This is a genomic window from Paludibacterium yongneupense DSM 18731 (genome assembly GCF_000422925.1).
Classification (GTDB): Bacteria; Pseudomonadota; Gammaproteobacteria; order Burkholderiales; family Chromobacteriaceae; genus Paludibacterium; species Paludibacterium yongneupense.
The window spans coordinates 27430-40320 of record NZ_KE383962.1; the positions used below are offsets into that span (position 1 = coordinate 27430).

Annotated in this window: 12 protein-coding genes; all 12 read left to right on the forward strand. The window is 61.4% G+C overall.

Annotated features, from left to right (window positions below; genetic code table 11):
* Positions 1-286: 286 nt before the first annotated feature.
* The 12 genes from mutY (at position 287) to purT (ending at position 12888) form a co-directional block, all read left to right on the forward strand.
* Positions 287-1348, forward strand: a complete 1062-nt coding sequence (gene mutY / locus G520_RS0120100) for an A/G-specific adenine glycosylase (protein ID WP_036666673.1) — start codon at positions 287-289, stop codon at positions 1346-1348.
* 20 nt (positions 1349-1368) lie between these two features.
* On the forward strand, positions 1369-3573 hold the full coding sequence (locus tag G520_RS0120105; protein WP_028537222.1) for a RelA/SpoT family protein: 2205 nt from the start codon (positions 1369-1371) through the stop codon (positions 3571-3573).
* 139 nt (positions 3574-3712) lie between these two features.
* A complete protein-coding gene (gene deoC, locus G520_RS0120110; RefSeq protein ID WP_028537223.1) occupies positions 3713-4483 on the forward strand; it encodes a deoxyribose-phosphate aldolase in 771 nt (256 codons plus the stop codon).
* A 56-nt stretch (positions 4484-4539) separates the two neighbouring features.
* Positions 4540-5883, forward strand: coding sequence for a thymidine phosphorylase (gene deoA, locus G520_RS0120115; RefSeq protein ID WP_028537224.1), 1344 nt, complete (start codon positions 4540-4542; stop codon positions 5881-5883).
* A complete protein-coding gene (locus G520_RS0120120) occupies positions 5880-7094 on the forward strand; it encodes a phosphopentomutase (RefSeq protein ID WP_028537225.1) in 1215 nt (404 codons plus the stop codon). The genes deoA and G520_RS0120120 overlap by 4 nt, the downstream gene beginning before the upstream one ends.
* 21 nt (positions 7095-7115) lie before the next feature.
* Positions 7116-7826: a purine-nucleoside phosphorylase gene (deoD, locus tag G520_RS0120125; protein ID WP_028537226.1), complete on the forward strand. Its 711-nt coding sequence runs from the start codon at positions 7116-7118 to the stop codon at positions 7824-7826.
* Positions 7827-8193: 367 nt separating this feature from the next.
* On the forward strand, positions 8194-8622 hold the full coding sequence (gene rplM, locus G520_RS0120130) for a 50S ribosomal protein L13 (RefSeq protein WP_028537227.1): 429 nt from the start codon (positions 8194-8196) through the stop codon (positions 8620-8622).
* A gap of 14 nt (positions 8623-8636) precedes the next feature.
* Positions 8637-9029 (forward strand): 30S ribosomal protein S9, encoded by a 393-nt coding sequence (rpsI, locus tag G520_RS0120135; protein ID WP_028537228.1) that lies wholly within the window; start codon positions 8637-8639, stop codon positions 9027-9029.
* 188 nt (positions 9030-9217) lie between these two features.
* Complete coding sequence (gene argC, locus G520_RS0120140; protein WP_028537229.1) at positions 9218-10246, forward strand: N-acetyl-gamma-glutamyl-phosphate reductase; 1029 nt, start codon at positions 9218-9220, stop codon at positions 10244-10246.
* An 85-nt stretch (positions 10247-10331) separates the two neighbouring features.
* Positions 10332-10682, forward strand: coding sequence for an iron-sulfur cluster insertion protein ErpA (gene erpA / locus G520_RS0120145; RefSeq protein WP_028537230.1), 351 nt, complete (start codon positions 10332-10334; stop codon positions 10680-10682).
* 59 nt (positions 10683-10741) lie between these two features.
* Complete coding sequence (locus G520_RS0120150) at positions 10742-11602, forward strand: CheR family methyltransferase (protein ID WP_028537231.1); 861 nt, start codon at positions 10742-10744, stop codon at positions 11600-11602.
* A gap of 74 nt (positions 11603-11676) precedes the next feature.
* Entirely contained in the window at positions 11677-12888 is a 1212-nt protein-coding gene (gene purT / locus G520_RS0120155) for a formate-dependent phosphoribosylglycinamide formyltransferase (RefSeq protein ID WP_028537232.1), read from the forward strand.
* The last annotated feature ends 3 nt before the right edge of the window (positions 12889-12891 follow it).

Consider the following 12891-nt stretch of genomic DNA (forward strand, 5'->3'; position numbering starts at 1 on the left):
GCCTTGCTGTCGTCGCGGCGGGCGAACGGCTTTTTCGGAGCGGATTCGTCTTTGCGGGGGCGGCCATCGGCCGGGGTTTCCAGCGGCGGTTTATTGGCCACTCTTGCTGACGGGCTGTTCGGGTCGCGGCGCAAGGTCGCACGCTGGCGGGAACGGAAGGTGGCCATTTTTTTTCTTTCGCAGATCTAATCTGGCATTTTAGCGGATTTCTTTCCCGGCTTCCCGCCTTTCCGGCAATTCGGTAACATATCCTGTTGCTCTTTTCGAATTGATCCGAGTTCAGCCTATGGCCGAAAAACCGTTTGCCTCCCATCTGGTGGCCTGGCAAAAATGCCATGGCCGCAACGATCTGCCCTGGCAGGTCTCGGACCCGTACCGGGTCTGGCTGTCGGAAATCATGCTGCAGCAGACTCAAGTGGCAACGGTGCTGGATTATTATCGGCGCTTTCTGGAGTCATTTCCGACTCTGGCCGACCTGGCCGCTGCGCCCCAGTCGGCGGTGCTCGCCTGTTGGAGCGGTCTTGGCTATTACAGCCGGGCACGCAATTTGCACAAAGCAGCGCAGTGGGTGATGGAAGAGTGTGGCGGTGCCTTTCCCGACCAGCGGCAGGATATCGAGGCGCTGCCCGGGGTCGGACGTTCGACGGCGGCGGCGATTGCCGCCTTTGCATTTGGCCGCCGCGAGGCGATACTTGACGGCAATGTGAAGCGTGTACTGACGCGCTGCTTCGGTATCGAAGGTTTCCCTGGCGAGAAGAAAGTCGAACAGCGACTATGGTTGCTCGCGGAAAGCCTGCTGCCGGACGAGGGGATCGTCGCCTATACGCAAGGGCTGATGGATCTTGGTGCAACGATTTGCACGCGTGGCCGACCGACCTGCGAACACTGTCCTTTGCAGGCGGACTGCGTTGCGTCCCGCGAGGGGCGCGTCGGCGAATTGCCGACGCCGCGTCCGCGCAAGAGTATTCCGACGCGTCATACCGTCATGCTGCTGGCCCAATCGGGGCGATCTGTCTGGTTGGAGCGCCGTCCGCCAAGTGGAATATGGGGCGGATTGCTGTCGCTGCCGGAATTCGCCGATTCGTTTGCCGTCGGCGACTGGCTGGCGCGGCAGGGCAAGGGCGATGTTCTCCCTGCCTGGGCTGAATTCGAGCATGTGTTTTCGCACTACCGCTTGATCATCACCCCGTTGCCGGTGCGGCTGGACAGCTTGTTTGCCGATGCCGTGCGCGAGGAGACGGGCGAATGGGTCGCGTTGGATGTTGCACCCGATGCCGGCGTACCGGCTCCGGTGCGAAAATTGTTGCTCAAGCTGGCTCGTTCCGCAGGAGCGGGCCCGGAAAATTAACTGTTTCGTAGTGATTGCATATGGTCTCCGTCGTACGTTCCGTTGCCGATACGCTGGCTGATGCCGCCGACCCCAATCGTTGGCTGGCCCAGCTTTCCGCTTCGCTTTCCGAAGGCGATCGCGAGATGTTGTCGCGGGCCTTTTCCGCTGCGCATGAGATGTATCAGGGCAAGACTCTGTCGCTCACAGGGGAAAACCTGTTCAGTCACGCCGTGTCTTCCGCCGCCATCGTGGCCGATCTGAACCTTCTGCCGGACGCCATCGTGGCGACGCTGCTGTTTTCGACGCCGGATTTTCGCCCCGACTGGCAAGAATGGCTGACCGCGTCCTTCAACCGCACGGTGGCGGTGCTGGTCGACGGGGTCAACCGGGTGCGGCGCCTGACCGAACTCGCGCGCATCGATCAGCTCGATACGCCGGAAGAGCGCGCGCGTCAGGCCGAGACGATGCGCAAGATGCTGTTGGCCATGGTCGCCGATATCCGGGTGGTGTTGATCAAGCTGGCCTGGCGTACTCAGACCATGCACTATCTGCCGCACTGCGACGAAGGTATCCGGCGCTCCATCGCACAGGAAACGATGGACGTGTTCGCACCGCTGGCCAACCGCCTCGGGGTCTGGCAGATCAAGTGGGAGTTGGAGGATCTCGGTTTCCGCCATATGGAACCCGACGATTACAAGAAAATTGCCAAGCTGCTGGACGAGCGGCGACTGGAACGCATCGACTATATCGAGCGCGTGCTGGGGCAACTGCGCGACGAGCTGAAAAAGGCTGGAATCAAGGGCGAGGTCGCCGGGCGACCGAAGCATATCTACAGCATCTGGCGCAAGATGCGCAAAAAGAACCTCGATTTCGCCGAGTTGTACGACATTCGCGCGGTGCGCATCCTGGTGGAGAAACTGTCGGACTGCTATACCGTACTTGGTCTGATCCATAGCATGTGGCAGCCGATTCCCGGCGAGTTCGACGACTATATTTCCAACCCTAAAGCCAATGACTATCGCAGCCTGCATACGGCGGTCATCGGGCCTGAGGATCGTGGCATCGAGGTTCAGATTCGAACCTTCGAAATGCACGAGCATGCCGAATTCGGTGTCGCTGCTCACTGGCGTTACAAAGAAGGCGGCAAGGGCGATGCGCAATACGAAGAAAAAATCTCGTGGTTGCGCCAGTTGCTGGATTGGCGCGAGGAAGTGTCCGATCGCTCGGGCCTGGCCGAAGCGTTCAAGACCGAGCTGTTTGCCGATACCATCTATGTGCTGACGCCGGCCGGTCGGGTACTGGCTTTGCCGCAAGGCGCGACAGCGATCGATTTTGCCTATGCCGTGCACACCGATCTCGGTAATCGCTGCCGTGGCGCCAAGGTCGATGGACAGATCGTGCCGCTGTCGACCCCGCTTGGAAACGGGCAGCGTATCGAGATACTGGCGGCCAAGGAGGGCGGTCCCAGCGTCAACTGGCTGCATGAGGGATGGGTCAAGAGCCATCGGGCCATTTCCAAGATTCGCCAGTATATCCGCATGCAGAACGCCGATTCTGTGCGCGAGACCGGACGGCAGCTGTTCGAGCGCGAGTTGACCCGCCATTCGCACGCGCATCCCAATCTGGGGGCGCTGGCGGAGAAGCTCGGCTACAACCGGATGGACGAGCTGTACGCGGCGCTCGGACATGGCGAACTGAGCCTGCGCAGCGTGGCGCAGGGGCTGGAAAGCTTTGCGCCGCCAGCCCCGGCCAAGGATGTCGCACCTGAGGATGTGGTCAAGGCCAGCCGCGGCGGACACGATTCGCGCGGGATTCTGATCGAGGGTGTGGACAATCTGATGACGGTGCTCGCTCGCTGCTGCAAGCCGGCGCCCCCGGATAGCGTGGTCGGTTTCGTCACCAAGGGCCGCGGCATTTCGATTCACCGCAGCAATTGCGTGACGCTCAAACGCCTGTCGGCGGATGTGCCGGAACGGCTGATTGCCGCAGATTGGGGGGAGCAGAAAAACAGCGTGTTCCCCATCGATATCGAGGTCATCGCCCAGGATCGCCCGGGCTTGTTGCGCGACATCTCCGATGTCCTGACGCGCGAGAAGCTCAATGTCATCGGGGTCAATACCCAGTCGCGCGACCACCGCGCCCGGATGCGATTTACCGTGGAAGTCCGGCAGGTGAACGACATCAGTCGTGTGCTCTCTCATGTACTGGACCTGGCAGCCGTGCAGGAAGTGCGCCGCATCTGATGTCTTCTGCGCCATGCGTGCAACACCGCCCTCCCGGCGCGGAGGGCGGCGTGAAACATAGTTGCTTTCACGTGAAGATAATGATCATAATTCCTTACTTTCTTGCCCTTCGTGCAAGCTCCTTAGAGAGTACATTGTCATGTCCGACCTGATCAGCGCCGCCCGGCGCGCCCTCGCTTTGATGGATCTCACCACTTTGAACGACGATGACAGCGACGAGCGCGTCGCGGAACTGTGCCGGCGCGCCGTCGGCCCTGCCGGGCGCGTTGCTGCGGTATGCGTATTTCCGCGCTTCGTCCCTATCGCAAAAAAGACGCTGCGCGAGCTAGGCGCAGGCGAGATCCGCGTCGCGACCGTGACCAATTTTCCTCATGGCAACGACGATGTGGATATCGCCGTCGCAGAGACAAGGGCCGCCGTGGCCTATGGCGCCGACGAAGTGGATGTGGTCTTTCCGTTCCGGGCACTGATGAAAGGGGATGCCGCCACGGGCGAACGGCTGGTACGTGCCTGCAAGGAGGCCTGCGGTCCGGTTCTGCTCAAGGTGATCATCGAGAGCGGCGTGCTGCGTGAACCGGAGCTGATTCGCCGGGCCAGCGCGATTGCGATCGCCGCAGGCGCCGATTTCATCAAAACCTCGACCGGCAAGGTCGAGGTCAATGCCACGCCGGAAGCGGCCGCCATCATGCTGCAGGCCATTGCCGACAGCGGTCAGGCATGCGGTTTCAAGGCGGCTGGCGGCGTGCGTAGCGCGCAAGAGGCCGTGCCCTATCTGGAACTGGCCGATCGCATCATGGGGGCCGACTGGGCAACGGCAGAGCACTTTCGGTTCGGCGCTTCCAGTCTGCTGAACAGCCTTGAGGCGAGCCTGGGTTTCGCTCATGGCGAAAGCGCCAGCGGAAGTTACTGAAATAGCGCGCGGTGGGGACAGGCTGCACGCCGCCCGCCCGAGAGAGGATGCGTAACATGTTTTTGCCCCAGGAATTCATTGCCAGAAAGCGGGATGGCCTGCCTCTGGAACGTGCCGATATCGAACGCTTCGTCGCCGGTATCACCGACTCCAGTGTCGCCGACAGCCAGATCGCCGCATTCGGCATGGCGGTGTTCTTCAACGGCCTGAGTATGGAAGAAAACGTCAATCTGACGCTGGCCATGCGCGACTCCGGCCGGCGTATGGAGTGGCGCGATCTGGATCTGCCCGGCCCTGTGGTCGACAAGCATTCGACCGGCGGTGTCGGCGATGTCGTATCCTTGATGCTAGGCCCGATGATCGCCGCTTGCGGCGGCTTCGTGCCGATGATATCCGGCCGCGGCCTCGGGCACACCGGCGGGACGCTCGATAAGTTGTCGGCCATTCCCGGTTACGATCCGTTCCCCGACGCCGCCAGGTTTCGCGAACTGGTTCGGACAATTGGCGTGGCCATCATCGGTCAGACCAACGACCTGGCTCCGGCCGACCGGCGTTTTTACGCCACGCGCGATATCACCGCTACGGTAGAATCCATTCCGCTGATTACCGCTTCGATTTTGTCCAAGAAACTTGCGGCAGGACTCGATTCGCTGGTCATGGATGTGAAGACTGGCAGCGGCGCTTTTATGCCCAGCTACGAAAAATCGCTGGCCCTCGCGCAGCGTATCGTCGAAGTCGGAAATGGCGCCGGCATGGCGACCAGTGCGTTGATCACCGATATGAGCCAGCCACTCGCATGCTGCGCCGGCAACGCGATCGAGACGGCTGAAGCCGTGCGCTACCTGACCGGCGCGGCGCGTACGCCCCGCTTGCATGAAATCACGATGGCGCTCTGTGCCGAGATGCTGATCGCCGGCGGCCTGAGCCCAGACGAAACCGATGCGCGCACCCGCCTGCAGGCGGCGCTCGACAGCGGCCGCGCGGCCGAGATCTTTGGCCGTATGGTCGCCGCGATGGGCGGGCCGGTCGACTTCGTCGAAAACTACGCACGTCATTTCGAGGCTGCGCCACTGGTGCGCCCGGTGCTGGCCGAGCGTGCGGGCATCGTCGGCGAGATGGATTGCCGCGGTATGGGCATGGCGGTTTGCGCGCTAGGCGGGGGGCGTCGCCTGGCGAGTGATGTACTCGATTTCAGGGTCGGGCTGACCGATCTGGTCGAACGGGGGCAGCCGGTCGACGCCGCAACGCCCCTGGCCGTGATCCATGCCGCCGACGAGGCGTCGTGGCAGGACGCGGCGCGGCGCGTGCGGCAGGCCATCGTCGTGGCCGATGCCGCGCCGGAGGTTTTGCCGCTGGTGTGCCGTACCCTGCGCCGCGACGATATCCTGGAGGCATCATGAAAAGGGTCATCATCCTGATACTGGATTCGCTCGGTATCGGAGCCAGCGCCGATGCTGCCGTTTTTGGCGATGTCGGCAGCAATACCTTCGGCCATATCGCGCAAGAGGCGGCAGCGGGCCGCGCCGAGCGCGGGCGGCACGGCCCCTTGCAGCTGCCCAATCTGACGCGGATGGGGCTTGCCCACGCCTGCGAGCTGTCGTGCGGCGCTTTTCCCGACGGCATGGCGCGCATCGAACCGGTTGCCGCCTACGGCTATGCGCGCGAGCTCTCCTCCGGCAAGGACACGCCGTCCGGGCATTGGGAAATCGCCGGTGTGCCGGTGCTGTTCGAGTGGGGCTATTTCCCTTCGCATGACCATTGTTTCCCAGCCGAATTGCTCGACGCCATCGTCGCGCGCTGCGGACTGCCGGGTTATCTCGGCAACTGCCACGCCTCGGGCACCGATATCATCGAGAGCCTGGGCGAAGAACATATGCGCAGCGGCAAGCCGATTTTCTATACCTCGGCCGATTCGGTGTTCCAGATCGCCTGCCATGAAGAGAGCTTCGGGCTGGAACGGCTGTATCAGCTGTCGCATGCCGTGCGCGAGCTGCTGGAACCCTACAATATCGGGCGTGTCATTGCCCGTCCCTTTGTCGGCAGCGGCCGCGGCGATTTTCGCCGCACCGGCAATCGCAAGGATCTGGCGCTGGAACCGCCGGCGCCGACGGTCTTGAAAAAGTTGGCAGACGCAGGGGGGCAGGTGGTTTCTGTCGGCAAGATCGCGGATATCTACGCCCATGTCGGTATCACCCGCAAGGTCAAGGCGACCGGATTGGACGAGCTATGGGATGCGACGCTGGCTGAAGTCGACGCGGCCGCCGATCGCAGCATCGTCATGACAAACTTCGTCGATTTCGATTCAAGCTACGGTCATCGCCGTGATGTGGCTGGTTACGCCGCTGCACTGGAAGCCTTCGACAAACGCTTGCCCGAGCTGCTGGCCATCCTGCGCGAGGGCGATATCCTGCTGCTGTCGGCCGACCACGGCTGCGATCCGACCTGGCCGGGTTCGGACCACACACGCGAACACATCCCTGTCCTGTGCTACGGGCATGGGGTCAAGGCGGGGCCGATAGGCGAGCGCGTCACATTCGCCGATATAGGGCAGACTGTCGCGAGCTATCTGGATCTGGCGCCGATGGACTACGGCACTTCTTTTCTTGCGTGACGACTTTCTAGGAATTTGTGTATGTCGACTCCACATATCAGCGCCGAATTCGGCGATTTTGCCGAAACCGTATTGATGCCCGGCGATCCGCTGCGTGCGCAAGTCATTGCAGAAACCTATTTGCAGGATGCGCAGCGCGTGACGGCCGTGCGCAATATGTACGGCTATACCGGCTTGTACAAGGGCCGCCCGGTCTCCATCATGGCGCACGGGATGGGCATTCCTTCGTGCAGCATCTATGCGACCGAGTTGATCAAGGACTACGGCGTCAAGAACGTCATCCGCATCGGTTCCTGCGGCGCGGTCACCGCCCGGCTCAAGCTGGGCGATGTCCTGATCGCCATGGGCGCGTCGACCGACAGCAAGGTCAATCGCATGCGTTTTCTCGATCACGACTATGCCGCGATCGCGGATTACGACCTGCTGCGCACCACGGTCGATACGGCGGCCGAGCTGGGCAAGAAGGTCGTGGTCGGGAATGTGTTCTCAGCCGATCTGTTTTATTCGCCGCAGCCGCAGATGCTGGATGTTCTCGCACGCATGAAAGTGCTGGCCATCGAGATGGAACTGGCCGGGATTTACGGGGTGGCCGCCGAATACGGCGCGCGCGCGATGGGGATTCTGACCGTTTCCGATGTGATCCCGACCGGCGAGGCGGCCAGCGCGGAGGAAAGGCAGACAACCTTCCACGATATGATGCAAATTGCGCTGGAAACCGCGCACAAGCTGTAGCGTCGGGTTTTGCTTTTTTACAAGCCGTTGATTCTAGCCGTGTTTTTTTGGTGTTGTGCCTGAACTACAAATTTTATAGTGCAGTGCACAATAAATCTTGCCAAAGCGGAGGGGGCTGCGGATAATCGTAGCTGCATCAGGGCGTTGCATTGTATTTGCCGCGCTCTGGTGTTGTCTCCTCCATCCTCCTTAAATCAAGGTGGAACTTGGCGCAACCGAAGCTGGCTGCGCATTTTTTTTACGGTCGGTGTGGCGTTTATCCCCCCGGCCGTGCCGCGCTATTTTCTTTTATTGCACAAGGGTTTGACAGCCTTAACCCCGTTGTAATAGAATCCGTAACTTTCAAGAATTACGATGGAAGAGTTCCATGAAGACCTTTTCTGCCAAGCCGCATGAAGTAAAGCGCGAGTGGTATGTGGTCGACGCCTCCGACAAGGTGCTGGGTCGCCTGGCTGCAACTATCGCGCATCATCTGCGCGGTAAGCACAAGCCGGAATACACCCCGCACGTTGATACCGGCGATTACATCGTCGTTGTCAACGCCGAGAAGTTGCGCGTTACCGGTGCCAAGGCACAAGACAAGAAGTACTATCGCCACACCGGCTATCCGGGCGGAATCAAGGAACGCAACTTCACCGAACTGCAACAACAGTTCCCTGAGCGCGTTCTGGAAAAAGCCGTCAAGGGTATGCTGCCGAAAGGCCCGCTGGGCTACGCCATGATCAAAAAGCTCAAGGTGTACGCTGGTGGCGAGCATCCGCACACAGCCCAACAGCCTTCTGTGCTGGAAATCTGATTCGAGGCATATAGATGAACGGTAAATATTACTACGGTACCGGCCGTCGCAAGAGCTCCGTGGCACGTGTATTCATGCAAAAGGGCAGCGGCCAGATCATCGTCAACGGCAAGCCGGTTGATGAATACTTTGCACGCGAAACCGGTCGCATGGTCATTCGTCAGCCTCTGGCTCTGACCGAACACCTCGAGTCCTTCGACATCAACGTGAATGTTGTTGGTGGCGGTGAAACCGGCCAGGCGGGTGCGATTCGTCATGGCATCACCCGTGCCCTGATCGACTTCAGCGCCGAACTGAAACCGGCTCTGTCTACCGCCGGTTATGTGACTCGCGATGCTCGTGAAGTTGAACGTAAGAAAGTCGGCCTGCGTAAAGCTCGCCGCGCCAAGCAGTTCTCCAAGCGCTAATCCGCTTGTCGCCCTGCATTGTCGAAAGGCCGCCTTCGGGCGGCTTTTTGTTTTTATGCGCCCGCTCGCCCGTACCCGGTGCGGGGGTGGGCTTTCCCGCCGAGCGGCACGGCATTTCGCCTTGGCGATAGCGATGGCAACACGGTAGACTGTCATTTTTGCGACATCAGCTTACAGAAGGAAGCGGAATGATCAAGGTCGGGATTGTGGGGGGGACCGGTTATACCGGCGTGGAACTGCTGCGTCTGCTGGCGCGCCATCCTGAGGCGCGCGTGACCAGCGTCACCTCGCGCAAGGATGCCGGCAGCAAGGTGTCCGACATGTTCCAGAGTCTGCGTGGCCGGGTGGATATCGAGTTTTCCACGCCGGAAGCGGCGCGACTCGCCTCCTGCGATCTGGTCTTTTTTGCCACGCCCAACGGTATTGCGATGCAGGAGGCCGGGGAGCTGCTGGCCGCCGGCGTGCGCGTCATCGACCTGGCGGCCGACTTCCGCATCAAGGACGTTGCCGAATGGGAAAAGTGGTACGGCATGAAACATGCCGCCCCGGACTTGATTGCCGAGGCGGTGTACGGCTTGCCGGAAGTCAATCGTGCGGCAATTGCCGGGGCGCGGCTCGTGGCCAATCCGGGGTGCTATCCGACGGCGGTGCAGCTCGGCTTCCTGCCTCTGATCGAAAACGGCCTCGTCGATGACTCTGCCCTGATCGCCGACTGCAAGTCGGGGGTGTCAGGTGCGGGGCGCAAGGCTGAAATCGGAGCGCTCATGGCTGAGGCCGGCGATTCATTCAAGGCTTACGGCGTCGGCGGTCATCGCCACTTGCCGGAAATCCGCCAGGGGCTGTCCCGCTTTGCCGGCGGCGAGTGCGGTTTGACGTTCGTTCCGCATTTGACGCCGATGATACGCGGCATTCATGCGACACTGTATGCGCGCCTCAAGGACGAGGCCGATCTGCAGGCGCTGTACGAGCAGCGGTATGCCGATGAGGCCTTCGTCGACGTGATGCCGGCCGGCAGCCATCCGGAGACGCGCTCGGTGCGCGGCGCCAATACGTGCCGCATTGCGGTGCACCGGCCGCAGGGAGGCGACACGGTCGTGGTTCTGTCCGTCATCGATAATCTGGTCAAGGGCGCGGCAGGGCAGGCGGTGCAGAACATGAACCTGATGTTCGGGCTGGCCGAAGGGGCGGGGCTCGAGGTCGTGCCTTTGCTGCCATGACTTGAAAATTCGCCAGCGGCCCCGAACTACGACTAAAATAGTACGATGAATGCCGCTTCAGTCCCTAGCGTTTACGAGGTTAACCATGACTGTCACTACTGAAATGCCGTCCCCGATCAAATTTACCGATAGCGCTTGCGACAAGGTACGCGATCTGATCGCCGAAGAAGGCAACCCCGAGTTGAAACTGCGTGTCTTCGTCACCGGCGGCGGCTGCTCCGGCTTCCAGTACGGTTTCACCTTCGATGAAATAGCCAACGAAGACGATACCGCGATCGATCGCGAGGGCGTCACCTTCCTGGTCGATCCGATGAGCTACCAGTATCTGGTCGGCGCCGAGATCGATTATCAGGAAAGCCTGGAAGGGTCGCAGTTCGTGATCCGCAATCCGAACGCCACCACGACCTGCGGCTGCGGCTCGTCGTTCTCGGTGTAAGCGTTTCGGCAATGGCATGAAGCCTGGAGCCCGCGTTCCAGGCTTTTTTATGGAGCCCTATGAATAAGCCGCCACCGGTTGTGCTGCCCAAGATCGAGTACACGCGCGAATTTCCGTTCAGCGACGCCGACTTCGATCGTATCCGCAAGCTCATCCATAAAGAAGCCGGGATCTCGCTCAATCCTTCCAAGAAGGACATGGTCTACGGACGCCTGGTGCGCCGGATCCGCGATCTCAAGCTGGCGAATTTCGGCGCTTACGTCGACTTGCTGGAGAGAAGCTCGGGTCAGCGCGAGTTCGAAGTGTTCGTCAATGCACTGACGACCAATCTGACGTTTTTTTTCCGCGAAGAGCACCACTTTCCCATCCTGGCCGAGCACCTGAAACAGAAGGCGCAGGCCAGCGGCGAGTTGAACATCTGGTGCGCCGCGGCCTCGACCGGCGAAGAACCGTATTCGCTGGCGATGACGGCACTGGAGTCGTTCCCGAACGGTAACCGCCCGCGCATCTCCATCCTGGCAACCGATCTTGATACCATGGTGCTGGAAACCGGGCGCAAAGGGATCTATTCGGCCGAGAAGGTCGCGCGGCTGCCGCCTGCCCTGGCTGCAAAGTACTTCGACAAACTGCCTGACGGCGATTTTCAGGCGCGCGCCGTATTGCGCGATATGATCACGTTTTCACGGCTGAACCTGATCGATGGCAACTGGGCGGTACGCAAGACCTTCGACGCCATTTTCTGCCGTAACGTGATGATCTACTTCGACCGGGACACCCAGTTCGCCGTTTTGAAGAAATTCTCGCCCTTGCTGAAGCCGGACGGGCTGTTGTTTGTCGGCCACTCCGAGAATTTCTATTTTGCGGCCGAGTATTTCCGCCTGCGCGGCAAGACCGTCTACGAGCGGGCGACGCGCCCCTGAGGCGGGCAGGGGCGGGATGCGGGGCGGGCGCCGTCAATGGTAAGATGCCTGCCACCGATCCTCAGGAGAGTTTCATGCGTCTCGCAACACCGCTATCCCCCCATGCCGTTCGCGTCATGCTGCTCGGCAGCGGCGAGCTGGGCAAGGAAGTCGCTATCGCCTTGCAGCGACTCGGCGTCGAAGTCATCGCTGTCGATCGCTATGCCGATGCACCTGCCATGCAGGTAGCGCATCATGCGCGTGTGATCGATATGACGGATGGCGAGGCCCTGCGCGCGCTGGTCGTCGAATGGCGCCCCCATCTGATTGTTCCCGAAATCGAAGCCATTGCCACCGATATGTTGCTGGCAATCGAAGGCGAAGGGCTTGCGCAAGTGATTCCCACCGCGCGCGCGACCAGCCTGACCATGAACCGCGAGGGGATACGCCGCCTGGCGGCCGAGGAGTTGGCGCTGCCGACTTCACCTTACGCATTCGCCGGCAGCCGCGATGAGGTTGCGGCGGCTATCGACGCCGGTATCGGCTACCCCTGTCTGATCAAGCCGGTCATGTCCTCCAGCGGCAAGGGGCAGTCGGTCTTGAAAGGCGCCGCCGATCTGGATGCGGCCTGGGATTACGCGGCCAGCGGGGGGCGCGTGGCCAAGGGGCGTGTCATTGTCGAAGGCTTTGTCGACTTCGATTACGAGATCACCTTGCTGACGGTGCGCGCCCGGGCGGCGGATGGCAGCGTGGCAACCCACTTCTGCGAGCCGGTAGGGCACCTGCAGCGGCATGGCGACTATGTCGAGAGCTGGCAGCCCCAGCCCATGAGCGCGATCGCCCTGGAGCGCGCCCAGGCCGTCGCAGCGGCAGTGACGGGCGCCTTGGGCGGTTTGGGCCTGTTCGGGGTCGAACTGTTCGTCAAGGGGGATCAGGTCTGGTTCTCTGAAGTCAGTCCGCGCCCGCATGATACCGGACTCGTGACTTTGGCGACGCAGCGATTGTCCGAGTTCGAATTGCACGCCCGCGCGATTCTCGGCCTGCCTGTCGATACCCGGCTGCGCGAATGCGGTGCCTCTGCCGTGATCTATGGCGGCCTGGATGCAAAAGGCATCGCTTACGATGGCGTGGCCGAGGCGCTGGCGGTGCCGCAATCGGACCTGCGCCTGTTCGGCAAACCGGAAAGCTATGTTCGCCGCCGCATGGGGGTTGCCGTAGCGAGCGGCGACTCGGTCGAGGAAGCGCGTTCGCGTGCGAGAGAGGCGGCGGCTTGCGTCAAGCCGGTGGCGGGCGACGCGTCCTCGTGAGGC

What these genes read in the sequence shown, in the direction of transcription:
- mutY (WP_036666673.1), top strand. Translation starts at nt 287, where the DNA reads ATGGCCGAAAAACCGTTTGCCTCCCATCTGGTGGCCTGGCAAAAATGC.
- G520_RS0120105 (WP_028537222.1), top strand. Translation starts at nt 1,369, where the DNA reads ATGGTCTCCGTCGTACGTTCCGTTGCCGATACGCTGGCTGATGCCGCC.
- deoC (WP_028537223.1), top strand. Translation starts at nt 3,713, where the DNA reads ATGTCCGACCTGATCAGCGCCGCCCGGCGCGCCCTCGCTTTGATGGAT.
- deoA (WP_028537224.1), top strand. Translation starts at nt 4,540, where the DNA reads ATGTTTTTGCCCCAGGAATTCATTGCCAGAAAGCGGGATGGCCTGCCT.
- G520_RS0120120 (WP_028537225.1), top strand. Translation starts at nt 5,880, where the DNA reads ATGAAAAGGGTCATCATCCTGATACTGGATTCGCTCGGTATCGGAGCC.
- deoD (WP_028537226.1), top strand. Translation starts at nt 7,116, where the DNA reads ATGTCGACTCCACATATCAGCGCCGAATTCGGCGATTTTGCCGAAACC.
- rplM (WP_028537227.1), top strand. Translation starts at nt 8,194, where the DNA reads ATGAAGACCTTTTCTGCCAAGCCGCATGAAGTAAAGCGCGAGTGGTAT.
- rpsI (WP_028537228.1), top strand. Translation starts at nt 8,637, where the DNA reads ATGAACGGTAAATATTACTACGGTACCGGCCGTCGCAAGAGCTCCGTG.
- argC (WP_028537229.1), top strand. Translation starts at nt 9,218, where the DNA reads ATGATCAAGGTCGGGATTGTGGGGGGGACCGGTTATACCGGCGTGGAA.
- erpA (WP_028537230.1), top strand. Translation starts at nt 10,332, where the DNA reads ATGACTGTCACTACTGAAATGCCGTCCCCGATCAAATTTACCGATAGC.
- G520_RS0120150 (WP_028537231.1), top strand. Translation starts at nt 10,742, where the DNA reads ATGAATAAGCCGCCACCGGTTGTGCTGCCCAAGATCGAGTACACGCGC.
- purT (WP_028537232.1), top strand. Translation starts at nt 11,677, where the DNA reads ATGCGTCTCGCAACACCGCTATCCCCCCATGCCGTTCGCGTCATGCTG.